The organism is Bacillus cereus, from assembly GCF_002577405.1.
Lineage (GTDB): Bacteria > Bacillota > Bacilli > Bacillales > Bacillaceae_G > Bacillus_A > Bacillus_A cereus_AU.
The window spans coordinates 23,493-48,360 of record NZ_NULR01000017.1 but is presented as its reverse complement, the minus strand read 5'-3'; the positions used below and the strand labels follow the sequence as shown (position 1 = coordinate 48,360).

Sequence of the window (24,868 nt, the reverse complement as noted above, 5' to 3'; positions counted from 1 at the left end):
AGTAGGACGTCGCCAAGCAAGATAAAAACACAAGTCATTTGACTTGTGTTTTTTTGTGTTGTTAAACAGTATGTAAAAGAAGTAAAGGTAATACAAACACGTTGCCCAAGAGTAAATCATATTATATAAGAGATTGATGTATATTTTTCTGTAAATTGTTAAGGAATAGTAGTACAAAATATGTCCATTTAAATAAGGGAGGAAAGGATATGAAATTACAAAGTGAAATTTGCATTGTTTGTGAGACAAAAAGAAGAGAAGGTATATATGTTTATAATAATTTGATATGTCATGAATGTGAAAAGGCTATGGTGAATACCGAGACAGATGATCCGAAATATATACATTACTTAAAACAACTTCGAAAATTAGAAGTATCATATTTTTAAATAGGCATATGCCTATTATTTTTTTTGTCTTAATATCTGTATAATAGATACAGAATGAATAATAAGGAAGAGATATATATGAACCAAAATCGTATGCCTTTATATGAGGCGTTAATAGAGTTTAAAGAAAGAGGACCACTATCCTTTCATGTTCCAGGTCATAAGAATGGCGTAAACTTCCCTCAGGAAGCCGCTAGGGAGTTTAAAGATATACTATCCATTGATGTAACCGAACTAACAGGATTAGACGATTTACATAGCCCGTTTGAATGTATAGATGAAGCACAACAATTATTAGCTGATGTATATGGTGCGAAAAAAAGTTATTTTTTAATTAATGGTTCAACAGTGGGAAATTTAGCAATGATTTTGTCTTGCTGCGGGGAACATGATATTGTCCTTGTGCAAAGAAACTGTCATAAATCAATTATTAATGGTTTAAAACTAGCAGGAGCGAATCCAATCTTTTTAGACACATGGATTGATGAGGTGTATAACGTACCAGTGGGGATTCGTGATGAAGTTATTAAGGAAGCAATTGAAAGATATCCCAATGCTAAAGCGCTCATTTTAACGCATCCCAATTATTATGGTATGGGAATGGATTTGGAGGCAAGCATCGCTTATGCACATGCACATAAAATACCTGTTCTAGTAGATGAAGCACATGGGGCACACTTTTGTATAGGAGAGCCATTTCCAAAGTCAGCATTAGCATATGGTGCAGATATCGTAGTTCATTCTGCGCATAAAACATTGCCCGCGATGACGATGGGATCCTATTTACATATAAATAGTCGTTTAGTGAAAGAAGAAAAAGTTTCTACTTATTTGAGTATGCTACAATCTAGTAGTCCGTCATATCCAATTATGGCTTCTCTTGATATAGCTCGCTTTACACTAGCGAGTATAAAAGAAAAAGGTCATGATGAGATTGTCGAGTTTTTCCGGAGATTTAAAGAGGGGTTGTGTTCTATTCCACAAATAGCTATTTTGCAATATCCATTGCAAGATGAGTTAAAGGTTACTGTACAAACTCGTTGTCAGTTATCGGGATATGAATTACAGTCTTTATTTGAAAAGGCCGGGATATATACAGAAATGGCAGATCCATATAATGTCCTATTTATTTTACCCATGCAAGTAAATGAGCAGTACATGAAAGCTATAGATATAATGCGAGTAGCGTTGCAACGTTATGAGGTGAAAGACAAGAGTGAATCTATTCGTTATACTTATAAAGGGGGATTTTCTCCTTTACCGTATACGTATAAGCAATTAGAGGGATGCAAAACGAAGGTAGTACCTATAGAAGAAGCAGTTGGGATGATAGCGGCGGAAATGGTAACTCCATATCCACCTGGAATTCCATTAATTATATATGGGGAAAGAATTACTTCAGAACATAAAGAGCAAATTATGTATTTAGAGAAAATGGGAGCCCGTTTTCAAGGTAGCACGAAAGATATGAAAGTGTATGATATAGAAAGTAGGTTTTAGGATGAAGGGATTATTTGTAACAATTGAGGGGCCAGAAGGTTCGGGTAAAACAACGTTAATTAAAAAATTATTACCATACTTTGAGCAGAAAGAACAAAAGGTGATGGCGACGAGAGAACCAGGCGGTATTGCAATTTCTGAGGATATTAGAACGATTTTACATAAACAAGAATATACGATGATGGAAGCACGTACAGAGGCGCTTCTGTATGCTGCTGCACGTAGACAACATTTAGTGGAAAAAGTTATGCCAGCACTTGAGGAAAACTGTCTTGTACTATGTGATCGTTTTATAGATAGTTCTTTAGCGTATCAAGGATATGCAAGAGGCTTAGGTATGGATAAAGTATTTGAGATTAATCGTTTCGCAACGGAAGATTGTATGCCTAGTTTAACAATTTATTTAGACATTGAGCCAGAGGTTGGGTTAGCGCGAATTGAAAAGGATGCAGGACGCGAAGTAAATCGACTAGATATGGAAGACATCTCTTTTCATAAACGCGTGCGTGAAGGGTATTTACAAGTTGTAGAGCGCTTCCCTAATCGCATTGTAGTAGTAAATGCTGATCAGCCAATGGAACAACTTATAGAAGAAGTTGTTCAGATTATAGAAGAGAAATTGTTATAATAGAAGGAAAGAATGAAATAAGTGAGGTATGCATTATGATTAAGACGTGGGAGCAGCTTTCTGCTATACAGCCCATCGGTGTCAAAATGTTGATGAATAGCATTGCAAAAGAGCGTATATCCCACGCTTACTTGTTAGAGGGAGGGAAAGGAACGGGGAAGTTTACGACAGCAATTCAAATGGCAAAGAGCTTTCTCTGTTCTCAAAGGGATGGGGTAGAGCCTTGTCATGTATGTACAAATTGTAAGCGAATTGATTCAGGTAACCATCCTAACCTACATATTGTAAAACCAGACGGATTATCTATTAAGAAGCAGCAAATTCATGATTTACAAGAAGAGTTTTCAAAAACAGGATTAGAGGCAAATAAAAAAGTATATATTATTGAGCATGCAAATCGCATGACAGTAAATGCAGCGAATACACTTTTGAAATTTTTAGAAGAACCAAGTAGTGATACGACAGCCATTTTACTTACTGAACAAAGTCATCAAATTTTAAATACGATTTTATCTCGCTGTCAAGTTGTTACGTTTAGGCCGTTACCTACGGAATCTTTAATTAGAAGATTACAGGATGAAGGGATTACAACGTCTTTATCGACTCTTGCTGCGCAACTTACGAATAGTTTTGAAGAAGCTTTAGCTTTGTGTAATGATGAATGGTTTGCACAAGCACGAGCTTTAGTGATAAAATTATGTGAAGCGCTCGAAAAAGATAAAGCCTCTATTTTTTTTGTACAAGAAAAATGGGGAAAACACTTTGGAGAGAAAGAACAATTACAGCAAGGTTTAGATATGTTACTCCTTATTTATAAGGATTTATTATATGTTCAACTTGGAGAAGAAGATCGTCTTGTTTTTCATGAGCAGAAAGAGATGTTTGAATCTTTCTCATATGCTCAGAAGCGCATTGTATCAGCTCTCTTTAATATATTAGAGGCAAAAAATAGAATCAACGCTAATGTAAATGCGCAGCTTGTGTTCGAACAGTTAGTGTTGCGGTTGCAGGAGGGATGACCGTTTTGTATGATGTAGTAGGTGTTCGCTTTAAGAAGGCCGGAAAGGTATATTACTTTGATCCGAATCAGTTCGATATCTCTGAAAATGAGTTTGTAATTGTAGAAACGGTAAGAGGTATTGAATACGGAAAAGTAGTTATTACCAAAAAGCAAGTTGATGAAAACGACGTTGTATTACCGCTAAAAAAGGTTATTCGTATTGCAAATGAAAATGATCGTACCATTGTTGAAGAGAACAAACATGCTGCGAAAGAAGCATATCAAGTTTGTCAACAAAAGGTAGTAGAGCATAATCTTGACATGAAACTTGTAGATGTAGAGTATACGTTCGATCGTAATAAGATTATTTTCTATTTTACTGCGGATGGTCGGATTGATTTCCGCGAACTCGTGAAGGATTTAGCGGCAATTTTTAGGACAAGAATTGAACTAAGACAGATTGGTGTTCGTGATGAAGCAAAGATGCTTGGTGGTATTGGTCCATGTGGTCGTATGCTTTGTTGTTCTACTTTTTTAGGAGATTTTGAACCTGTGTCCATTAAAATGGCTAAGGATCAAAATTTATCATTAAATCCTGCAAAAATCTCTGGTTTATGTGGTCGCTTAATGTGTTGCTTAAAATATGAGAATGATGAATATGAGGCAGCAAAGGAACAACTCCCTGATTTAGATCAACGTATACAAACCCCGCATGGTACTGGCCGTGTTATCGGATTAAATATTTTAGAAAGATTAATTCAAGTGGAACTAGTAGACAAGGAACGGATAGTAGAATATACGTTAGATGAATTAGTGAATAAAGGGGTCGTTTCGAGTCAAACCACAGATTAATGAGGTGGGTGCTTGTGGAGAAAAAAGATATTTTTGCATCGGTTTCTAGTATGGAAGAGCAAATTGGACATTTATACAAACAGTTGGGAGAATTAAAACAACATCTTGCAGAGTTGTTAGAAGAAAACCAACATATAAAAATGGAAAATGAAAATTTGCGACACCGTTTTGAAGAAGTGAAGATTAAAGAAAAACAAAAAACTCAAAAGCGTAAAGAAGTGAAGCCGAAGACCGATATTGGTGAAGGCTACGATAATTTAGCAAGATTGTATCAAGAAGGGTTTCATATTTGTAATCTACATTATGGAAGTTTGCGCAAAGAGGGAGATTGTTTATTCTGTCTTTCATTTTTAAATAAAAAGTGAAATTACCTTTCCAATTATAATTGGAAAGGTAATTTTTTATACATGAGAGTAGAATGACATGGTTTTTATATTAGTAGAAGATCAAATAGGGTAGGTTAAGTGTAAGAAAAGGAGTAATATATGAATTTATATGAAGATGAACGTTTAGATTACTTATTAGCGCAAGATATGAAGATTATACAAAGTCCATCAGTGTTTAATTTTTCTTTGGATGCTGTTTTACTTGCGGATTTTGCTTGGGTGCCAATTCAAAAAGGTAATTTACTTGATTTGTGTACAGGTAACGCAGTTGTACCTCTTCTATTAAGTACAAGAACAAAAGGGAATATTACAGGCGTGGAGATTCAAGAACGTTTATACGATATGGGAATAAGAAGTGTCCAGTACAATAAGTTAGAAGAAAGAATTCACTTAATACATGGAGATTTGAAAGATATGCCAGAGAAACTTGGACGCCATCAATATGATGTCGTCACGTGTAATCCTCCTTATTTTCAAACACCACAAACTTCTGAGAAAAATATGAATGAACATTTAGCAATAGCTCGTCATGAAATTATGTGTACACTAGAAGATGTTGTATATGCAAGTAGCCAGCTAGTGAAGCAGGGCGGGAAAGTAGCATTTGTGCATCGCCCAGGTCGGTTACTCGACATCGTTACATTAATGCGTAAATACAAAATCGAGCCGAAACGTGTGCGATTTGTTTATCCTAAGGCTGGTAAAGAAGCAAACACATTATTAATTGAAGGAATTAAGGATGGAAATGCAGATTTAAAAATCTTGCCACCCCTTTTTGTGTATGAAGAAAATAACGAGTATACGAAGGAGATTCGTTCAATTTTATATGGAGAAGAATAAGCATTGTTTTTATGTGGTAGAGTGTTCTGATGGGAGTTATTATGCTGGCTATACGAATCATCTAGAAAAGAGGATTCAGACGCATAATAGCGGGAAAGGGGCTAGGTATACACGAGCTAGACTTCCTGTCGTTTTAAAATATGTAGAGTATCATGATGATAAACGAACGGCTATGCAAGCTGAGTATCACTTTAAGCAATTAATCAGGAAACAAAAAGAAGAATATATGCAAAAAGGAGAACGCTATGTGGCAGCAAAAAAGCTTTCAGCAAACTGAAAAAGGAATGTTATATCTAGTACCGACCCCAATTGGAAATTTAGAGGATATGACATTCCGTGCGATCCGAATTTTAAAAGAGGCAGATGTTATTGCAGCGGAAGATACAAGGCAAACGAAGAAGCTTTGTAATTATTTTGAAATTGAAACACCAGTTATGAGTTATCATGAGCATAATAAAGCAGTAAGTGGACGTAAAATTTTAGATAAGTTAGAAGAGGGTCAGACTGTAGCTATTGTAAGCGATGCTGGTATGCCGTGTATTTCCGATCCAGGCTATGATATTGTTGTCGAGGCAGTAGCTGAGCAATATCACGTAATTCCGCTTCCTGGAGCAAATGCAGCTCTTACAGCATTAATTGCCTCAGGCCTTGAAACAAAACAGTTTTATTTCTATGGGTTTTTACAAAGAAATAAAAAGGAAAGAAAACTGGAATTAGAAAAGCTTCGATATGTACAAACTACAATGATGTTTTATGAAGCACCTCACCGTCTAGATGATACTTTAATCTCGATGAAAGAAGTATTGGGAGATAGAGAAATTGTATTATGTCGAGAGCTAACGAAGAAGTTTGAAGAATTTATTAGAGGCACAATTGAGGAAGCAATTGAGTGGACAAAGCAAAATGAAGTCCGTGGCGAGTTTTGTATTTTAGTAGCTGGTTCAACGGAAGAACCTGCTCCAGAAGAACAATGGTGGGAATCTGTTTCAGTATATGATCATATTGAACATTATATAAATGAAAAAGGCATGAATTCAAAAGAAGCGATTAAAATAGTCGCTAAAGATCGAGATTTGTCGAAAAGGGATGTATATCAAATCTATCATGTCGATAAAAAATAAGCTTCTCATAATTGAGAAGCTTATTTTGCTGTTTCGATATAATCTTGAAGCTCGTTTAAGATTTGCTCAGCGCCTTCTTTGCTTAAGATAATTTTACCTTCAGCTAAAGATAGGTTACCATCAGATACTTCACCAGTTACTTGGCAAGTCATGTTTGGTTTATATTTCTTTAAGATGATCTTTTCGTCATCAACGTAGATTTCAAGAGCATCCTTTTCTGCAATACCTAAAGTACGGCGTAATTCGATTGGAATTACCACGCGACCTAATTCATCAACTTTACGAACGATACCAGTAGATTTCATAATTCTTTTCCTCCTAAATAAATAGTTTATAAGTTACGAGTCTATTTTTTGATTCGTCATTTTTCGACAAAATACCCTATGGACATATGATACCAATCATTTACATTTCCGTCAATTCTTAAATTCTATATTTTTTAAAAAGATTTATAGATTTCTTACTTCTTATATATAATAGAATGTAAGTAAATTCTACAATTATTTCACTTTAATTTCTGAAAAGTCTATGAATTACGGATGGGTATTGTATATTTTTTGAAATATGAGTAATAGATGGTAAAGATATATTGAGAATTAGCTCGTTTTTATCCAGCTATTTGTGAGTAGTAAGACTCGCACCTTAAAATTAGGCTGGAGCAAAGAAGTTAAGTGGGAGTCGGGTTATTAGTAAAAGCCTGTTTGGTGAAGGGAAATAATCAGCGGGGGAGGAACAAAACCCTTGCTGATTAAAGTTTCACTTTATATATGAGTTTTTGATATACTGTTTATAAATACATATGAGGTTATTCGGGAGGTCCAAAACAATGACAGAGGAAAATAAGTCCTTTTATATCACTACCCCAATTTATTATCCAAGTGGAAAATTACACATTGGACATGCTTATACGACAGTAGCAGGAGATGCAATGGCGCGATATAAGCGTATGCAAGGATACAATGTTCATTATTTAACAGGAACTGATGAGCATGGACAGAAGATCCAAAAGAAAGCAGAAGAATTAAATGTTACGCCACAAGCGTATGTGGATAACATTGTTTCAGGAATTAAAGAACTTTGGGAAAAAATGGATATATCTTATGATGATTTTATTCGCACAACTGAAGATCGTCATAAAGATGTTGTTGAAAAAATCTTCAAGCAACTAGTAGACCAAGGTGATATTTATCTTGATGAATATGAAGGTTGGTATTCTGTACAAGATGAAACATTCTATACTGCACATCAATTAGTAGATCCAATTATGGAAGGTGACAAAGTAGTTGGAGGAAAAAGCCCAGATAGTGGTCATGATGTAGAACTTGTTCGTGAAGAATCATATTTCTTTAGAATGGGTAAATATGTCGACAGACTATTAAAGTTCTATGAAGAGAATCCTCATTTCATTCAGCCAGAGTCTCGTAAAAATGAAATGATTAATAACTTCATTAAACCGGGATTAGAAGATTTAGCAGTTTCTCGTACTTCATTTGACTGGGGAGTTCGTGTTCCAGGTAACCCAAAACACGTTATTTACGTATGGGTTGATGCATTATCTAACTATATTACGGCATTAGGATACGGAACAGCAAATGAAGAAAAGTATAAGAAATTCTGGCCGGCAGATGTGCATTTAGTTGGAAAAGAAATTGTTCGTTTCCATACAATTTATTGGCCAATCATTTTAATGGCATTAGATTTACCTCTTCCGAAAAAAGTCTTTGCTCATGGTTGGATTTTAATGAAGGATGGAAAAATGAGTAAGTCAAAAGGGAACGTAGTAGATCCAGTTACATTAATTGATCGTTACGGATTAGATGCATTACGTTATTACTTACTTCGCGAAGTTCCATTCGGATCTGATGGCGTGTTCACACCAGAAGGATTTGTTGAACGTATTAACTTTGATTTAGCAAATGACTTAGGTAACTTATTAAATCGTACAGTAGCTATGATTGATAAGTACTTTAACGGAGAAATCCCTGCATATAAAGCAAATGTAACGGAGTTTGATGAAACGTTAGTAACGTTTGCAAAAGATACATTGAAAAAAGTAGAAGAAGCAATGGAGAATATGGAATTCTCTGTAGCGCTAAGCTCAATTTGGCAATTGGTTAGCCGTACGAATAAATATATTGATGAGACACAACCATGGGTACTAGCGAAAGATGAGAATGATCGTGAGAAATTAGCCTCTGTAATGGCTCATTTAGCAGAAGTTCTTCGTCAAACGGGTATTATGCTTATGCCGTTCTTAACAGTAGCACCAAGCAAAATGTTTGCTCAACTAGGCCTTACTGATGAAGCGCATAAATCTTGGGAAAGTCTATCTGCAATTGGCTGTATTCCAGTTGGAACAAAAGTAGAAAAAGGACAACCGATCTTCCCGCGCTTAGAAATGGAAGTAGAAGTAGAGTATATTAAAGAACAAATGAAAGGTTCTGCTCCGAAAGTCGAGGAGAAAAAAGAAGAAGAACCGAAAGCAGAAGAAATTACAATTGATGATTTCTTCAAAGTAGAATTACGAGTAGCGGAAGTAATATCGGCTGAACCTGTGAAAAAAGCAGATAAGTTATTAAAAATTCAGCTTGATTTAGGTACAGAAAAGCGTCAAGTTGTTTCGGGAATTGCAAAATTCTATTCTCCAGAAGAACTAAAAGGTAAGAAGGTTATTTGTGTAACGAACCTAAAGCCTGTAAAGTTACGCGGTGAATTATCACAAGGTATGATTTTAGCGGGTGAAGAGAATGGCGTATTGTCATTAGCATCAATCGATCAAAATCTACCAAATGGTACGAAAATCAAGTAATTAAGACAAGAAAAGAGATGTTTCACGTGTAACATGTGTGAAGCGTCTTTTTTCTTTTTACACTCTCTATTTTTGCATTAAAATTGTAGTATTGTTATCGTTAAGTTATTAAAGGGCTTATTGTTGTAGAATAAATTTGATTTCAATATAAAAGGAGTTATTTATTATGTTGTTTGATACACATTCACATTTGAACGCAGAGCAATTTGAAGAAGATTTACAAGAAGTTATTGCACGAATGAAAGAAGTGGGAGTTACATATACAGTTGTTGTTGGATTTGATGAAGTGACGATAAAAAAGGCGATTGAATTAGCGGAAACTTATGATTTTATTTACGCTGCGGTTGGATGGCATCCTGTGGATGCCATCGACATGAAAGAAGAACATTTAGCTTGGTTAGAAGAATTAGCTTCCCATCCTAAAGTAGTTGCAATTGGAGAAATGGGACTAGATTACCACTGGGATAAGTCACCAAAAGAAATACAGAAGGAAGTATTCCGTAAACAAATTGCATTAGCTAAAAAGGTGAAATTACCGATTATTATACATAACCGCGATGCAACTCAAGATATTGTTGATATTCTAGAAGAAGAGAATGCAGCTGAAGTAGGGGGCATTATGCATTGCTTTAGCGGTAGTGTAGAAGTAGCACAGCGATGTGTCGATATGAACTTTTTAATTTCATTAGGCGGTCCAGTTACATTTAAAAATGCTAAGAAACCGAAAGAAGTTGCTGTGGAGATTCCGTTAGAGAAATTGTTAATAGAGACAGATTGTCCATATTTAACACCACATCCATTTCGCGGGAAACGAAATGAACCGAGTTATGTAAAACTCGTAGCAGAAGAAATTGCGAATTTAAAAGGAATTTCTTATGAGGAAGTAGCAGAAATAACAACAAAAAATGCAAAAGCTTTATTTGGTGTTGAATAAAAGGAATGGGGAATCCCATTCTTTTTTTGTTTTTTTGAGAAATGAAATAGTAGAAGTGACAGGAAAGTAATGGCGAATCAGGGAGGTGTTACAATAAGGAGGGAGAACAAAGATTTTAGCCATCTACTTTTTAAAATGTAAGAATGGGGAAAATAATAATGGAAAAGTCGCCGTTTTTTTGTTTTACTAAGTAGAGACGAAACGAGTGTGGAGGCAAGCATGAAAATTAAAGAGATTATCGTTGTAGAAGGTAAAGATGATACAGTTGCAATTAAGCGTGCTGTTGATGCGGATACAATTGAAACGAACGGTTCAGCAATCGGTGATCATGTTATTGAACAAGTTAAATTAGCGCTGCAAAAACGAGGCGTTATTATTTTCACGGATCCGGATTATCCTGGAGAGCGTATTCGAAAAATTATTTCCGATAAAGTGCCTGGATGTAAACATGCCTTTTTACCGAAGGAAGAAGCACTTGCTAAAAGAAAAAAAGGTGTTGGAATTGAACACGCTTCTAATGAATCGATTCGCCGTGCTTTAGAGAATATACATGAAGAAATGGAAGCTTATACAAGTGAAATTAGTTGGAGCGATTTAGTCGATGCAGGCTTAGTGGGCGGAGAAATGGCAAAGAGTCGCAGAGAAAGAATGGGTAAGCTATTAAAGATTGGTTATACAAATGCAAAACAGTTACATAAACGTTTACAGATGTTTCAAGTTTCAAAAGAGACGTTTGCAGAAGCTTATAAACAAGTAATACAGGAGGAAAAGAAATGAAAGATATCGCAACGCCGAATCGTACGAAAGACATCGTTGAAAAGTATGGATTCTCATTCAAAAAAAGTTTAGGACAAAATTTCTTAATTGATACAAATGTATTGAATCGTATTGTTGATCACGCAGACATCGGTTCAGAAAGTGGTGCAATTGAAATTGGGCCAGGTATCGGTGCGTTAACAGAGCAATTAGCGAAGCGCGCTAAAAAAGTAGTGGCTTTTGAAATTGACCAGAGGTTATTACCGATTTTAGATGAGACGTTAGCTCCATATAGCAACGTTACAGTTATAAATAAAGATGTACTAAAAGCAGATGTACATGAAGTGTTTAGTGAGCAATTTGAAGAAGGACAAGATGTAATGGTAGTAGCTAACTTACCATACTATATTACAACGCCAATTTTATTTAAATTGCTGGAAGAGAAATTACCGGTTCGTGGATTTGTTGTTATGATGCAAAAAGAAGTTGGAGATCGTTTAGCGGCTAAACCTGGAACGAAAGAGTATGGTTCTTTATCAATTGCTATTCAGTATTATACAGAAGTAGAAACAGTTATGACTGTACCGCGTACAGTGTTTGTACCACAACCAAATGTTGATTCTGCGATTATTCGTCTTCTAAAGCGCCCGAAACCAGTTGTAGAAGTGACAGATGAGACGTTCTTCTTTGAAGTAGTACGAGCAAGTTTCGCACAGCGTCGTAAAACTTTAATGAATAATTTATCAAATAATTTAAATGGTTTCCCGAAAGATAAAGAGCTGTTAGATCGAATTTTAACAGATGTAGGAATTGATCCGAAGCGCAGAGGCGAAACGCTATCTATCGAAGAGTTTGCAACATTAAGTAATGCATTAGTTCTTCATAAATTATCATAAGAATATGAAAGGGACAGCTCAAGTTGAGCTGTCCCTTTTGTCACCTTTATGCTCCTAAATTCATACTTTAAAAACAGGTAAGATGGCCTAATGAGTTTGGGGGTAGGAGAATGGCTTTACATGTTGGAGAGTTAGTGGAACGATATTCTCATAATAGGGATATCCTTTTTCGTATTATAGAAATAAAAGGTGAAACAGCAATATTGTTTGGAGAAGAAATTAGACTTGTGGCGGATGCACCACTTGAAGATTTGGTTAGTATAGATCAACGAGAACATAAAAATAGAGTGAAGCGTGAAAAAGAAACAATGGAGCGTACGTACCGTTTATTTCAGCAAGATTACGTATTGATGAAACAAAGGCATGAACACACTTCAACTGGTGGTTACACAAGTGAAGTGAATTATTTTCAAATGCCAGGGCGTGTATTGCATATAGATGGAGATCCGTTATACTTGCGCAAGTGCTTAGATTTATATAATAAAATTGGTGTGCCTGTACAAGGTATTCATTGTAAGGAAACGGAGATGCATGAAAAGGTAGTAGATTTAATAGATCATTTTCGTCCAGACATTTTAGTTATTACAGGACATGATGCATATACAAAATCCAAAGGGGTAAAAGGAGATTTAGCAGCATATAGGCATTCAAGGCATTTTGTACAGGCTGTTCGAGAAGTACGAAAAAAATATCCATCATTGGATCAACTCGTCATTTTTGCTGGGGCATGCCAATCGCACTTTGAGGCATTAATTCGAGCAGGCGCTAATTTTGCTAGTTCGCCTTCTAGAATTAACATTCACGCACTAGACCCTGTATATGTGGTTGGTAAAATTAGTTTTACCTCATTTATGGAGAGAGTCAATGTATGGGATGTTGTACGTAATACTATTACTGGTGAAAAGGGGCTAGGCGGGATTGAAACGAGAGGGATTTTACGAACTGGATTACCCTTTCAACATTATGAAGAATAAGCAGGATACATACGTATCTTGCTTTTTTATATGGAAAGGATTTGAATGAACTTGGATAAAAAGAGACAAGAACGTACAGACTACGTAATGATACTTTTACAATATAGTATTTCTTCTATCTATTCAAACGCAGAATGCTTTTATAATGATATTAGCTGTGAATTGCGGTTAATCATTGGGATAGATATATCGTGTTTTAAGTGTTCAATCTAAATTACAGCGAGGTGTAGCAAGGGATATGTCAAAACGTTTAGATGATATTAAAAGCGAATTAGATCACCATCTTGGACAGCGACTTATGTTAAAGGCGAATAGTGGAAGAAGAAAAACTGTGGAGCAATCGGGTGTACTTGCAGAAACGTATCGTTCTGTCTTTGTTGTACAATTAGATCAGCAAGAAGACGCATTGCAACGTGTATCGTATAGTTATGCAGATGTTTTAACAGAGACAGTAGAGTTAACATTTTACGATGAACCCCAGAATGAAGCATTTTATAATTAATGTGTTATTTGTTACATATATTCCCATAAATGAAAAGCTATATTATTTTGCATACTAATTATACCGTAGCAAAATAAGGAGGGACTCTGCATTGAGTAGACGAAGAGGAGTCATGTCAAATCAATTTAAAGAAGAGCTTGCAAAAGAGCTTGGCTTTTATGATGTTGTTCAGAAAGAAGGATGGGGCGGAATTCGTGCGAAAGATGCTGGTAATATGGTGAAACGTGCTATAGAAATTGCTGAACAGCAATTAATGAAACAAAACCAGTAGTTGTAAGATACTTTCTATGCTACGGTAGCCGAGGAGAGATTCCTCGGCTTTTTGCACGCTAAAAGGTGCCATCATTTGACATAAGTAGTTTCATTCTGAATGCTTTTCGTTATAATTAGGGAAGTGTCATCGTCTTACTATAAATTTATGGTAAAATAAACGATAAAAGATTGAGTACATAGAGTGGGTGAATAGATTGAAGCTACTAGTGAAAGCACCAGCAAAGATTAATCTGTCGTTAGATGTACTGGGAAAAAGACAAGACGGATATCATGAAGTGAAAATGATTATGACGACAATTGACTTAGCGGATCGTTTAGAGTTAATGGAATTAGCAGAAGACCGTATTGAAATTTTGTCTCATAATCGGTATGTCCCAGACGACCAACGCAATTTAGCTTATCAAGCGGCGAAATTATTAAAAGAGAAGTTTAATGTAAAAAAAGGTGTATCTATTACGATTGAAAAAACGATTCCAGTAGCAGCTGGATTAGCAGGTGGAAGTAGTGATGCAGCGGCGACATTACGTGGCCTTAATAAATTATGGGATTTAGGGCTTACAATTGACGAGTTAGCAGAGCTTGGTACAGAAATTGGATCAGATGTATCGTTCTGTGTATATGGCGGGACAGCACTTGCCACTGGAAGAGGAGAAAAAATTGAGCATATAAAGACTCCGCCTTCTTGTTGGGTTATTTTAGCGAAGCCCCATATTGGTGTATCTACTGCTGATGTGTATGGAAACTTAAAATTAAATCGGGTTACACATCCAAATGTAGATAAAATGGTTGAAGTCATTAATGACGGGGACTATAGGGGGATTTGTGATACTGTTGGTAACGTTTTAGAAGATGTGACATTTGCGATGCATCCTGAAGTTGCACGTATTAAGGCGCAGATGAAACGATTCGGTGCAGATGCAGTATTAATGAGTGGGAGTGGCCCAACTGTATTTGGTCTTGTACACCATGATTCGCGAATGCATCGTATATATAACGGATTAAAAGGATTTTGCGAACAAGTATATGCCGTACGTTTATTAGGAGAGCGAGAAACTCTTGAATAAAGACGTATAATACGTTATGATTTGTTTAAAATATTCGTGATTTGAGGTGAGGGTATGAAAATTAGACGAAGTACAAGATTGGTCGATATGACCTATTACTTGCTACAAAATCCTCGTCAGCTAGTTTCTCTCACTTTTTTTGCTGAAAGGTATCAATCAGCTAAGTCTTCCATTAGTGAAGATTTAGTTATTATTAAGCAAACGTTTGAACAACAAGGGGTCGGCACATTGCAAACGATACCAGGAGCAGCAGGAGGAGTGAAATATATTCCCTATATAAGTGAAGAAGAGGCAAATCTGATTATTAATGAGCTTTGTAGCTTATTTGAAAATCCAGATCGTATTTTGCCTGGCGGTTACTTATATATGACGGATCTTTTAAGTAATCCTCGCCAGATTAATGGTGCGGGTCGTTTATTTGCTTCTGTTTTTGCTAGGCAACCAATTGATGCGGTTATGACGGTGGCAACGAAGGGGATTCCGCTTGCTTATGCAGTGGCAAATTACTTAGATGTACCAGTAGTAATTGCGAGGAAAGATAATAAGGTAACAGAAGGCCCAACTGTTAGTATTAACTATGTATCAGGTTCCTCTAAGCGAATCCAAACGATGACTTTAGCAAAGCGTAGCCTTCCAGAAGGGTCCAATGTTTTAATTATTGATGATTTTATGAAAGCTGGCGGAACCATTCAAGGTATGATGAGCATGCTAGAAGAGTTTAAAGCTAATGTTGTTGGAATTGGCGTATTAGTAGAATCTACGGATATCGAAGAAAGACTTATTAATAATTTTGTATCATTAATTCGTCTGTCAGAAGTTGATGTAAAAGAAAAAGCAATTCAAGTGGAAAAGGGAAATTATTCACTTGCACCATTTGATGAAGGGCTTGTAGAAGCTGAATAAAAAGGTAAAGCAGATAGCTTTATCTTTTTTTTATTCTATTTATAAATAATAAAATAGATGGACAAACTGCCTTTCGTACACTATTTTTAAAGAGTAAAAATAAATAATAAAAGGGTGAAAAGTATGAAAGTTGTTCAAACAAGCAATGCACCACAAGCAATTGGACCGTATTCACAAGGGATTATTGTAAATAATATGTTTTATAGTTCAGGACAAATTCCATTAACTGCAAGTGGAGAGCTTGTAGCAGGAGATGTAACAGTACAAACAGAGCAAGTGTTTCAAAATTTACAAGCGGTATTAGAAGAAGCTGGTGCTTCATTTGATACAGTAGTAAAAACAACAGTATTCTTAAAAGATATGGATGATTTTAACGCTGTTAATGAAGTGTACGGCTCTTATTTTTCTACTCATAAACCAGCTCGTTCTTGTGTACAAGTGGCAAAATTACCGAAAGATGTTTCTGTTGAAATTGAAGTAATTGCCCTAGTTAAGTAACCTTTTATAAGCGATAACCTCTACTAATCCTTATATTCAATTACTTTAAAAATTTTTATCTTAAAAATTTTTAAAAAATTAAAGGAAAAATAGAAATTTTGTGGAATTTATACAAATATATCGCTTATTTAGAAAAGGGTGGTGAACACAAGATGGAAGTGACTGACGTAAGATTACGCCGCGTAAACACAGAAGGCCGCATGAGAGCAATTGCCTCTATTACTCTAGACCATGAATTTGTTGTTCATGATATTCGTGTGATTGATGGTAATAATGGATTATTTGTAGCAATGCCAAGTAAACGTACTCCAGATGGAGAATTCCGTGACATTGCACATCCAATTAATTCTAATACACGCTCTAAAATTCAAGATGCGGTTTTAACAGAGTATCATCGTTTAGGCGAGTTAGAAGAGGTTGAGTTTGAGGAAGCGGGCGCTTCGTAAAATTCGAATGAAAAGGGCTTTTGAAAGAAAGCCTTATAATTTTGTAGCAAACCCCTGTAAATATTTACAGGGGTTTGTTTTTTTGATTTTATATAATTTGTATCTGAAAAATTCAAAATGTATTAAAATAAAAGAGGAGAAACTTCTAATATTTTCAAATTTTTTTTAAGTAGTATAGCTTATTTCTTAAAAAAGATACTAAAGAGTAAAACATCTTATAAGAATTATGGTAAAATTTAATAGTTAAAATGTGTTTCTTGAAATATATGATGATTTAGGATAATATCGTTAATGGATAAATAGGTTGCGATGGAGGGTCTATATGTCAAACAGATTTGCAGTGATTCTAGCTGCAGGTAAGGGCACACGTATGAAGTCTAAGCTCTACAAAGTGCTTCATCCTGTATGTGGAAAACCTATGGTAAAACATGTTGTCGACCAAGTATCTCAATTAGGATTGCAGAAACTTGTAACAGTCGTGGGACATGGTGCTGAAATGGTACAAGAACAGCTAGGAAACGTAAGTGAGTTTGCATTACAAGCAGAACAACTTGGTACAGCGCATGCTGTAGATCAAGCTGCAAGTGTACTTGCAAATGAAGAAGGAACAACTTTAGTTATTTGTGGTGATACGCCGCTAATAACTGCTGAAACAATGGAAGCATTGCTTCAGCAACATAAAGAAGCAGGGGCAATGGCAACGGTGCTAACAGCTTACATAGAAGAACCTGCTGGATATGGTCGTATCGTTCGTAATGAGAATGGTCATGTTGAGAAGATTGTTGAGCATAAGGATGCAAATGAGAAAGAATTAGCTATTAAAGAAATCAATACAGGTACGTATTGTTTTGATAATAAAGCTTTATTCGCGTCACTTTCTAAAGTTTCAAATGATAACGTACAAGGTGAATATTACCTTCCAGATGTTATTGAAATTTTAAAAAATGAAGGTCATATCGTATCAGCTTATCAAACAGAGCACTTCGATGAAACGTTAGGTGTTAACGACAGAGTCGCTCTATCGCAAGCGGAAATTATTATGAAAAACCGTATCAACCGAAAGAACATGGTAAATGGGGTTACAATTATTGACCCAAGTAACACATACATTTCTGCCGACGCAATTATTGGTAGTGATACAGTTCTTCATCCAGGAACAATTATTGAGGGTAATACTGTAATTGGTTCTGATTGTGAAATTGGACCTCATACAGTAATTCGCGATAGTGAAATTGGAGATCGTACGGTAATTCGTCAATCTACTGTACATGACAGCAAACTTGGTACAGAAGTAGCGGTTGGTCCATTTGCACATATTCGCCCAGATTCAGTTATTGGAGATGAAGTACGCGTTGGAAACTTCGTAGAAATCAAAAAAACTGTTTTTGGTAATAGAAGTAAAGCTTCACACTTAAGTTATATCGGAGATGCACAAGTTGGAGAAGACGTGAATCTTGGTTGTGGTTCAATTACGGTGAATTACGACGGCAAGAATAAATTCAAAACTGTGATTGGTAACGGGGTATTCATTGGATGTAATTCAAATCTTGTTGCGCCAGTAACAGTTGAAGATGGTGCTTATGTGGCAGCAGGATCTACAATTACAGAGAATGTTCCATCGAAAGCATTATCGGTAGCACGTGCACGTCAAATTAATAAAGAAGACTATGTTGATCAATTGCTGAATAAGAAAAAATCATAATGTGGAGGGTTAATCTAGATGTCGACTCAATATCTAAATTCTAATTTGAAAGTATTCTCTTTAAACTCTAATAAGGAACTTGCTGAGCAAATCGCAAAGCATATTGGAGTAGGACTAGGAAAATGTTCTGTTGATCGTTTTAGTGATGGAGAAGTTCAAATTAACATTGAAGAAAGTATCCGTGGTTGCGATGTATTCATTATTCAATCTACAAGCTTCCCAGTAAACGAACATATCATGGAATTACTTATTATGATTGATGCATTAAAGCGTGCATCTGCGAAAACAATTAATATTGTTATTCCTTACTATGGTTATGCGCGTCAAGACCGTAAAGCGCGTTCTCGTGAACCAATTACATCGAAACTTGTAGCAAACTTGCTTGAAACAGCAGGTGCAACTCGTGTAATCACTCTAGATTTACATGCTCCACAAATTCAAGGGTTCTTTGATATCCCAATCGACCACTTAATGGGTGTACCAATTCTTTCAGATTACTTTGAAACAAAAGGTCTTAAAGATATTGTAATCGTGTCTCCTGACCACGGTGGTGTAACTCGTGCTAGAAAAATGGCAGACCGTCTAAAAGCACCAATCGCTATTATTGATAAGCGTCGCCCTCGTCCGAACGTATCAGAGGTTATGAACATTATCGGTAATATCGAAGGTAAAACAGCAATTTTAATTGATGACATCATTGATACAGCTGGTACAATTACATTAGCAGCAAACGCTCTTGTAGAGAACGGTGCTTCTGAAGTATATGCTTGCTGTACACACCCAGTATTATCTGGTCCAGCAATTGAACGTATTCAAAATTCAAATATTAAAGAGTTAGTTGTAACAAACTCTATCGTATTACCAGAAGAGAAGAAAATCGACAAAGTACATGAGCTTTCAGTTGCTCCATTAATCGGAGAAGCGATCATTCGTGTATACGAAGAAGAATCTGTAAGTGTATTATTCAATTAATTGGATAGAATGAGACGTAACCAAGCTTGGTTACGTCTTTTCGTATCGAAAAAAGAAAGTAGTGGTACAAGAATGAAATTGATAGTAGGACTTGGGAACCCGGGTAGAGAATATGAATTAACAAGGCATAATATTGGATTTATGGCGATTGATGAACTTGCAAAGCGTTGGAACATTTCTTTAAATGAACAAAAATTTAAAGGAGTATTTGGTGCAGGATTCGTTAATGGAGAAAAAGTAATCTTATTAAAGCCACTTACATATATGAATTTATCTGGAGAAAGTATTCGACCACTCATGGATTACTATAAAATTGACGTTGAGGACTTCGTTGTTTTGTACGATGATTTAGACATCCCTGTAGGTAGATTACGCCTTCGTATGAAAGGTAGTGCGGGTGGACATAATGGTGTGAAATCGACAATTTCGCATTTAGGAACACAAGAATTTCAACGTATCCGTATGGGAATTGATCGTCCGAAAAATGGAATGAAGGTAGTAGATTACGTATTAGGACGCTTTACATCTGAAGAGATTCCGGATGTTAATCATTCTATTGAAAAAGCAGCGGATGCATGTGAAGAATGGTTAAATAAGCCTTTTCTCCAAATTATGAATACTTTCAATAGTTAAGTGTATAATCTGGAATATTTTGTTTTAGTTTAACCCATACTAGTAGTAATTGTATATTTAGGAGGCTAGTATGGAAGGGTATTATTATTGCAGACATTGTGGGAGTAATGTAGGATCAATTGCTGCAGAAAAAGTATATAGCGACGTTTTATTTCAACTAACAGAGCAAGAAGTAGTAGAGATGATTCATTTTCATGAAAATGGAAATATATACATAAAAACGATTTGTGAATCGTGTCAAGAAACGCTCACATCTTATCCTGAGTATTATGAATATGAAAAATTTCTGCAATAAAATGTTGTCGCTTTGGCGTGTCCAAAGCATTTTTCTGTTTTCTTTTTCCAAAATATTTGCATAAAATATAGTAACTTGCTCTTTATGTTGAGAGGGGTTTTGATAATGATAGGTTTATTAGAGCAATTTTATAAAAATGAAGAGATACAATCGGTTATTAATGGGTTAGAAGATGGCCTAAAAGAACAACTTATATCAGGTATGGCAACATCTTCTCGTTCATTATTAATGGCAGCTTTATATAAAAAAACGAAAAAATCACAACTTATTGTAACGCATAATCTATATCAAGCGCAAAAAGTACATGAAGATTTAGTGGCGTTACTTGGTGAAAAAGATGTATGGCTATATCCAGTAAACGAATTGATTGCATCAGAGATCGGTGTTGCAAGTCCGGAATTAAAAGCACAGCGCATTGAGGTGTTAAATCGTTTAGCGGCAGGAGAGAATGGGGTTATTGTAGCACCAGTCGCAGGTTTGCGTAGATTTTTACCGATAAAAGAATTATGGAAGCAAAAGCAAATTGAAATTAATCTAGGGCAAGAGATTGATTTAGAGGCGCTCTTGCATACGTTACATCATATTGGCTATGAACGTAAGTCGATGGTAGAAGCTCCAGGGGAGTTCAGTTTACGCGGGGGAATATTAGATATCTATCCATTAACTGAAGAATTACCATTTCGTATTGAATTCTTCGATACAGAAGTCGATTCTATTCGATTATTTGATGTGGATGAACAGCGCTCTCAAGATAAAAAGGAAAGTGTTAGGTTCGGTCCGGCAACAGAATTTTTATTTTCACAGGAAGAATTGAAATCGGGAATTAAGCATCTTGAAGAAGGTTTGACTAAGACGATGCAAAAGCTTTCCGACGATAAATTAAAGACTACAGTGCTTGAGACAGTAAGTCATGAAATTGAAATGTTGAAAAACGGGCAAAGTATAGAACAAATGTTTAAATATTTATCTATTTTCTATAAAGAACCTGCTAGTCTAATAGATTATTTACCAGATGATGGTGTTGTAATTTTAGATGAAATCTCTCGTATTCAAGAAACAGCATCACATCTTGAAACGGAAGAGGCGGAATGGTATATATCACTTCTTGGTGAAGGAACAATTATTCAGGATTTATCTTTCTCCCACTCATTTGAGGGATTTCTTCATCATAAGAAAAGAAGTTTTGTATATTTGACACTATTCTTACGTCATATTGCACACACACATCCGCAAAATATTGTGAATGTAACATGTAAAACAATGCAAGATTTTCATGGACAGATGAACTTGTTAAAAACAGAAATTGATAGATGGAATGAAGGACATTTTACGACTGTTGTACTCGGAACAGATGATGAGCGTGTCAAAAAACTACAACATATTTTAAGTGATTATGATATTGAAGCAGATATTGTAGAGGGCACAGATATTTTATTGCCTGGAAGGTTACAAATTGCTGTAGGTGATTTACATGCAGGGTTTGAAATGCCAATGCAAAAGTTCGTTGTCATTACTGAAAAGGAGCTTTTCCATAAAAAAGTTAAAAAATCACAACGCAAGCAAAAGTTATCCAACGCCGAACGTATTAAAAGTTATTCGGAATTAAAAGTTGGAGACTATGTAGTTCATGTAAATCATGGTATAGGTAAATTTTTAGGCATTGAGACATTAGAGATTAATGGTGTTCATAAAGATTATTTGAATATTAAATATCAAGGTAATGATAAGTTATACGTTCCGATTGAACAAATTGACCAAGTGCAAAAATATGTAGGATCTGAAGGCAAGGATCCGAAAGTTTATAAATTAGGCGGAAATGATTGGAAGAAAGTTAAGTCGAAAGTTGAAAAATCTGTACAAGACATAGCGGATGATCTAATTAAATTATATGCCGAGCGCGAGGCTTCAAAAGGTTATGCGTATACACCAGATACGGCAGAACAACAAGAATTTGAGTCTTCTTTCCCGTATCAAGAGACAGAGGATCAATTACGTTCTATTGAAGAGATTAAGAAAGATATGGAACGAGGACGTCCTATGGATAGGCTTCTTTGTGGTGATGTAGGATATGGAAAGACAGAAGTAGCTATTCGTGCGGCATTTAAAGCAATTATGGACGAAAAACAAGTTGCAATTTTAGTGCCGACAACGATTCTTGCACAACAACACTATGAAACAATTCGAGAGCGTTTTCAAGATTATCCAATTAATATAGGGTTATTAAGTAGATTCCGTACGAGAAAACAGCAAAATGAAACAATTAAGGGTTTAAAAGATGGCACGGTAGATATTGTAATCGGAACGCATCGTATTTTATCTAAAGATGTTACTTATAAAGATTTAGGGCTTCTTATTATTGATGAAGAACAAAGATTTGGTGTGACGCATAAAGAAAAGATTAAACAATTGAAAGCAAATGTTGACGTATTAACATTAACGGCAACTCCGATTCCGCGTACACTCCATATGTCTATGCTTGGTGTGCGTGACTTATCTGTTATTGAAACACCGCCAGAAAATCGTTTCCCAGTCCAAACGTATGTAGTAGAGTATAATCCGGCATTAATGCGAGAAGCAATAGAGCGAGAGCTTGCAAGAGGTGGTCAAATTTACTTCCTATATAACCGTGTGGAGGATATCGAAAGAAAAGCAGAAGAAATTTCGATGTTAGTTCCAGACGCCCGTGTAACATACGCACATGGGAAAATGAACGAAAGTGAATTAGAATCTGTTATGCTATCGTTTTTAGAGGGACAGCATGATGTTCTTGTAAGTACAACTATTATTGAGACAGGTGTAGATATTCCGAATGTAAATACATTAATTGTATTTGATGCAGATCGTATGGGGTTATCGCAGTTGTATCAGCTTCGTGGGCGCGTTGGACGTTCTAATCGCGTTGCATATGCATACTTTGCATACAAACGTGATAAGGTGCTATCAGAAGTTGCAGAGAGACGTCTACAAGCAATTAAGGAGTTCACAGAGCTTGGATCTGGTTTCAAAATTGCAATGAGAGATTTATCAATTCGTGGAGCGGGTAATTTGCTAGGGGCAGAGCAACATGGATTTATTGATTCTGTAGGGTTCGACTTATATTCTCAAATGTTAAAAGATGCAATTGAACAACGTAGAGGAACAGACGGAGTTGAAAATACAGTTAATGTTGAAATTGATTTAGAAGTAGATGCATATTTACCAGATGCTTATATCTCAGATAGTAAACAAAAAATTATGATGTATAAACAATTTAGAGGTGTTTCTACAATTGAGGATATTGAAGAGTTGCAGGAAGAAATGATCGATAGATTTGGGGATTATCCGCAAGAGGTTGGATATTTATTACAAATTGCAAATATTAAAGTGTTGGCAATAAAAGAACAAATTGAGTTAATTAAGCAAAATAAATTTGAAGTAACGTTCCTGTTTTCTGAACAAGCGAGCCAAAATATCGATGGTGGAAAATTATTCATGCTTGGAAATAGTTTTGGTCGTATGATTGGTCTTGGAATGGAAGGGTCACAATTGAAAATCGTCATGAAAACGAACGGTTTAGAGACATCGAAGTGGTTAACAATTGCTGAAAATTTATTAAAAGGCTTACCAAATGTAAAAAAAGAAGTAATAAATGCCTAATATAAGATAAAAAATACAATTCGACGTGCATAGAAGAACTAATGTGTAAAATACTATGTCTAACAGTTGGTGATTTTTACATGAACAGGTAAATTCACCACTTTGATCATCAGTAGAAAGTGAGGCAGCATTAGAATGAAAGCAACTGGAATCGTACGTCGAATTGATGATTTAGGCAGGGTAGTAATCCCGAAGGAAATTCGTAGAACTTTACGTATTCGAGAAGGAGACCCACTAGAAATATTTGTTGATCGCGATGGAGAAGTAATTTTGAAAAAATATTCACCGATTAGTGAACTAGGTGATTTTGCAAAAGAATATACGGAAGCTTTATACGATAGCTTAGGACATAATGTGCTTGTATGCGATCGTGATTCTATTATCGCAGTAGCAGGCATATCTAAAAAAGAATACTTAAATAAAAGTGTTGGCGATTTAATTGAAAAGACAATGGAAGAGCGTAAATCTGTAATTATGACAGATGAAAGCGAAATTTCAATTATTGATGGAGTAACAGAAAAAGTTAGTTCCTATACAATTGGCCCGATTGTGGCGAATGGGGATCCAATTGGAGCTGTTATTATTTTCTCTAAAGAGGCTATTATAAGTGAAGTAGAACATAAGTCAGTAAATACAGCTGCAAGCTTTTTAGCGAAACAAATGGAGCAGTAAGGTCATATCGAATTTTAGAAGTAGCAATCTTTCCTAATTATGATATTTCTTTTTTGAGAAATCAATTATTTGGAGATATATGTATATTGAATGAAGGTAGCGCTTTGCTGCCTTTTTTCGTTGAACATTTTTAATGTTGCACGAACTCATTATTACTCGTGTAGGTAAGGAAGTTTGTTCTTTTCTT

The 24,868-nt window shown here is 35.6% G+C and carries 27 protein-coding genes; 26 read left to right on the top strand and 1 reads right to left on the bottom strand.

The genetic code is table 11. The features are described from left to right. Positions 1 to 209 precede the first annotated feature (209 nt). The 9 genes from COC96_RS21210 to rsmI all read left to right on the top strand — a co-directional run bounded on the left by COC96_RS21210 (position 210) and on the right by rsmI (position 6,716). Positions 210 to 389 carry a sigma factor G inhibitor Gin gene (locus tag COC96_RS21210; RefSeq protein ID WP_097905097.1) on the top strand — a complete coding sequence of 60 codons (180 nt, stop codon included), beginning with the start codon at positions 210 to 212 and terminating at the stop codon, positions 387 to 389. Positions 390 to 467: 78 nt separating this feature from the next. Beyond that, the gene (locus COC96_RS21205) at positions 468 to 1,889 is read left to right on the top strand and encodes an aminotransferase class I/II-fold pyridoxal phosphate-dependent enzyme (protein WP_098269524.1); all 1,422 of its coding nucleotides are present in this window, start codon (positions 468 to 470) and stop codon (positions 1,887 to 1,889) included. Position 1,890: 1 nt separating this feature from the next. Continuing rightward, positions 1,891 to 2,517 carry a dTMP kinase gene (tmk, locus tag COC96_RS21200; RefSeq protein ID WP_097905095.1) on the top strand — a complete coding sequence of 209 codons (627 nt, stop codon included), beginning with the start codon at positions 1,891 to 1,893 and terminating at the stop codon, positions 2,515 to 2,517. 35 nt (positions 2,518 to 2,552) lie between these two features. After that, a complete protein-coding gene (gene holB / locus COC96_RS21195; RefSeq protein ID WP_098269525.1) occupies positions 2,553 to 3,536 on the top strand; it encodes a DNA polymerase III subunit delta' in 984 nt (327 codons plus the stop codon). 5 nt (positions 3,537 to 3,541) lie between these two features. Continuing rightward, complete coding sequence (locus COC96_RS21190; RefSeq protein ID WP_000272429.1) at positions 3,542 to 4,369, top strand: PSP1 domain-containing protein; 828 nt, start codon at positions 3,542 to 3,544, stop codon at positions 4,367 to 4,369. A 14-nt stretch (positions 4,370 to 4,383) separates the two neighbouring features. Beyond that, complete coding sequence (gene yabA / locus COC96_RS21185) at positions 4,384 to 4,734, top strand: DNA replication initiation control protein YabA (protein WP_141436465.1); 351 nt, start codon at positions 4,384 to 4,386, stop codon at positions 4,732 to 4,734. A gap of 120 nt (positions 4,735 to 4,854) precedes the next feature. Further along, on the top strand, positions 4,855 to 5,595 hold the full coding sequence (locus tag COC96_RS21180) for a tRNA1(Val) (adenine(37)-N6)-methyltransferase (RefSeq protein WP_097905092.1): 741 nt from the start codon (positions 4,855 to 4,857) through the stop codon (positions 5,593 to 5,595). Continuing rightward, positions 5,582 to 5,872 carry a GIY-YIG nuclease family protein gene (locus COC96_RS21175; protein WP_098269526.1) on the top strand — a complete coding sequence of 97 codons (291 nt, stop codon included), beginning with the start codon at positions 5,582 to 5,584 and terminating at the stop codon, positions 5,870 to 5,872. The genes COC96_RS21180 and COC96_RS21175 overlap by 14 nt, the downstream gene beginning before the upstream one ends. Beyond that, positions 5,841 to 6,716 (top strand): 16S rRNA (cytidine(1402)-2'-O)-methyltransferase, encoded by an 876-nt coding sequence (gene rsmI / locus COC96_RS21170; protein ID WP_098269527.1) that lies wholly within the window; start codon positions 5,841 to 5,843, stop codon positions 6,714 to 6,716. Before COC96_RS21175 ends, rsmI begins: the two co-directional genes overlap by 32 nt. 20 nt (positions 6,717 to 6,736) lie before the next feature. Here rsmI and COC96_RS21165 read toward each other — a convergent pair whose 3' ends face one another. After that, a complete protein-coding gene (locus tag COC96_RS21165) occupies positions 6,737 to 7,021 on the bottom strand; it encodes an AbrB/MazE/SpoVT family DNA-binding domain-containing protein (RefSeq protein WP_000843036.1) in 285 nt (94 codons plus the stop codon). Positions 7,022 to 7,515: 494 nt separating this feature from the next. Between COC96_RS21165 and metG the strand changes: the two genes are divergently transcribed. The 17 genes from metG (at position 7,516) to spoVT (ending at position 24,681) form a co-directional block, all read left to right on the top strand. Further along, on the top strand, positions 7,516 to 9,525 hold the full coding sequence (gene metG, locus COC96_RS21160) for a methionine--tRNA ligase (protein WP_098769299.1): 2,010 nt from the start codon (positions 7,516 to 7,518) through the stop codon (positions 9,523 to 9,525). A 166-nt stretch (positions 9,526 to 9,691) separates the two neighbouring features. After that, entirely contained in the window at positions 9,692 to 10,459 is a 768-nt protein-coding gene (locus COC96_RS21155) for a TatD family hydrolase (protein ID WP_097905088.1), read from the top strand. A gap of 219 nt (positions 10,460 to 10,678) precedes the next feature. Further along, positions 10,679 to 11,236, top strand: coding sequence for a ribonuclease M5 (gene rnmV / locus COC96_RS21150; protein ID WP_097905087.1), 558 nt, complete (start codon positions 10,679 to 10,681; stop codon positions 11,234 to 11,236). Then, positions 11,233 to 12,111: a 16S rRNA (adenine(1518)-N(6)/adenine(1519)-N(6))-dimethyltransferase RsmA gene (gene rsmA / locus COC96_RS21145; RefSeq protein WP_098269529.1), complete on the top strand. Its 879-nt coding sequence runs from the start codon at positions 11,233 to 11,235 to the stop codon at positions 12,109 to 12,111. The genes rnmV and rsmA overlap by 4 nt, the downstream gene beginning before the upstream one ends. Before the next feature lie 110 nt (positions 12,112 to 12,221). After that, entirely contained in the window at positions 12,222 to 13,085 is an 864-nt protein-coding gene (gene yabG, locus COC96_RS21140; protein ID WP_088233024.1) for a sporulation peptidase YabG, read from the top strand. A gap of 238 nt (positions 13,086 to 13,323) precedes the next feature. Then, entirely contained in the window at positions 13,324 to 13,587 is a 264-nt protein-coding gene (gene veg, locus COC96_RS21135) for a biofilm formation stimulator Veg (protein WP_098269530.1), read from the top strand. Between the two features lie 91 nt (positions 13,588 to 13,678). Continuing rightward, positions 13,679 to 13,858, top strand: coding sequence for an acid-soluble spore protein SspF (gene sspF, locus COC96_RS21130; protein ID WP_001985066.1), 180 nt, complete (start codon positions 13,679 to 13,681; stop codon positions 13,856 to 13,858). A 196-nt stretch (positions 13,859 to 14,054) separates the two neighbouring features. Further along, on the top strand, positions 14,055 to 14,924 hold the full coding sequence (gene ispE / locus COC96_RS21125; protein ID WP_141436464.1) for a 4-(cytidine 5'-diphospho)-2-C-methyl-D-erythritol kinase: 870 nt from the start codon (positions 14,055 to 14,057) through the stop codon (positions 14,922 to 14,924). A gap of 54 nt (positions 14,925 to 14,978) precedes the next feature. Further along, the gene (gene purR, locus COC96_RS21120; RefSeq protein WP_097905084.1) at positions 14,979 to 15,827 is read left to right on the top strand and encodes a pur operon repressor; all 849 of its coding nucleotides are present in this window, start codon (positions 14,979 to 14,981) and stop codon (positions 15,825 to 15,827) included. Between the two features lie 123 nt (positions 15,828 to 15,950). Continuing rightward, positions 15,951 to 16,325 carry a RidA family protein gene (locus tag COC96_RS21110; protein ID WP_097905083.1) on the top strand — a complete coding sequence of 125 codons (375 nt, stop codon included), beginning with the start codon at positions 15,951 to 15,953 and terminating at the stop codon, positions 16,323 to 16,325. Positions 16,326 to 16,477: 152 nt separating this feature from the next. Further along, complete coding sequence (gene spoVG / locus COC96_RS21105; protein WP_000454042.1) at positions 16,478 to 16,771, top strand: septation regulator SpoVG; 294 nt, start codon at positions 16,478 to 16,480, stop codon at positions 16,769 to 16,771. Positions 16,772 to 17,093: 322 nt separating this feature from the next. Next, entirely contained in the window at positions 17,094 to 18,473 is a 1,380-nt protein-coding gene (gene glmU / locus COC96_RS21100; protein ID WP_097905082.1) for a bifunctional UDP-N-acetylglucosamine diphosphorylase/glucosamine-1-phosphate N-acetyltransferase GlmU, read from the top strand. Positions 18,474 to 18,491: 18 nt separating this feature from the next. After that, the gene (locus COC96_RS21095; RefSeq protein ID WP_000107420.1) at positions 18,492 to 19,445 is read left to right on the top strand and encodes a ribose-phosphate diphosphokinase; all 954 of its coding nucleotides are present in this window, start codon (positions 18,492 to 18,494) and stop codon (positions 19,443 to 19,445) included. 72 nt (positions 19,446 to 19,517) lie between these two features. Next, positions 19,518 to 20,078: an aminoacyl-tRNA hydrolase gene (gene pth, locus COC96_RS21090; protein ID WP_098269544.1), complete on the top strand. Its 561-nt coding sequence runs from the start codon at positions 19,518 to 19,520 to the stop codon at positions 20,076 to 20,078. 70 nt (positions 20,079 to 20,148) lie between these two features. Continuing rightward, a complete protein-coding gene (locus COC96_RS21085) occupies positions 20,149 to 20,373 on the top strand; it encodes an anti-sigma-F factor Fin family protein (protein ID WP_098769298.1) in 225 nt (74 codons plus the stop codon). Between the two features lie 105 nt (positions 20,374 to 20,478). Further along, positions 20,479 to 24,009 (top strand): transcription-repair coupling factor, encoded by a 3,531-nt coding sequence (gene mfd / locus COC96_RS21080; RefSeq protein ID WP_098769297.1) that lies wholly within the window; start codon positions 20,479 to 20,481, stop codon positions 24,007 to 24,009. A 135-nt stretch (positions 24,010 to 24,144) separates the two neighbouring features. Then, positions 24,145 to 24,681 (top strand): stage V sporulation protein T, encoded by a 537-nt coding sequence (gene spoVT / locus COC96_RS21075; RefSeq protein ID WP_000648310.1) that lies wholly within the window; start codon positions 24,145 to 24,147, stop codon positions 24,679 to 24,681. The last annotated feature ends 187 nt before the right edge of the window (positions 24,682 to 24,868 follow it).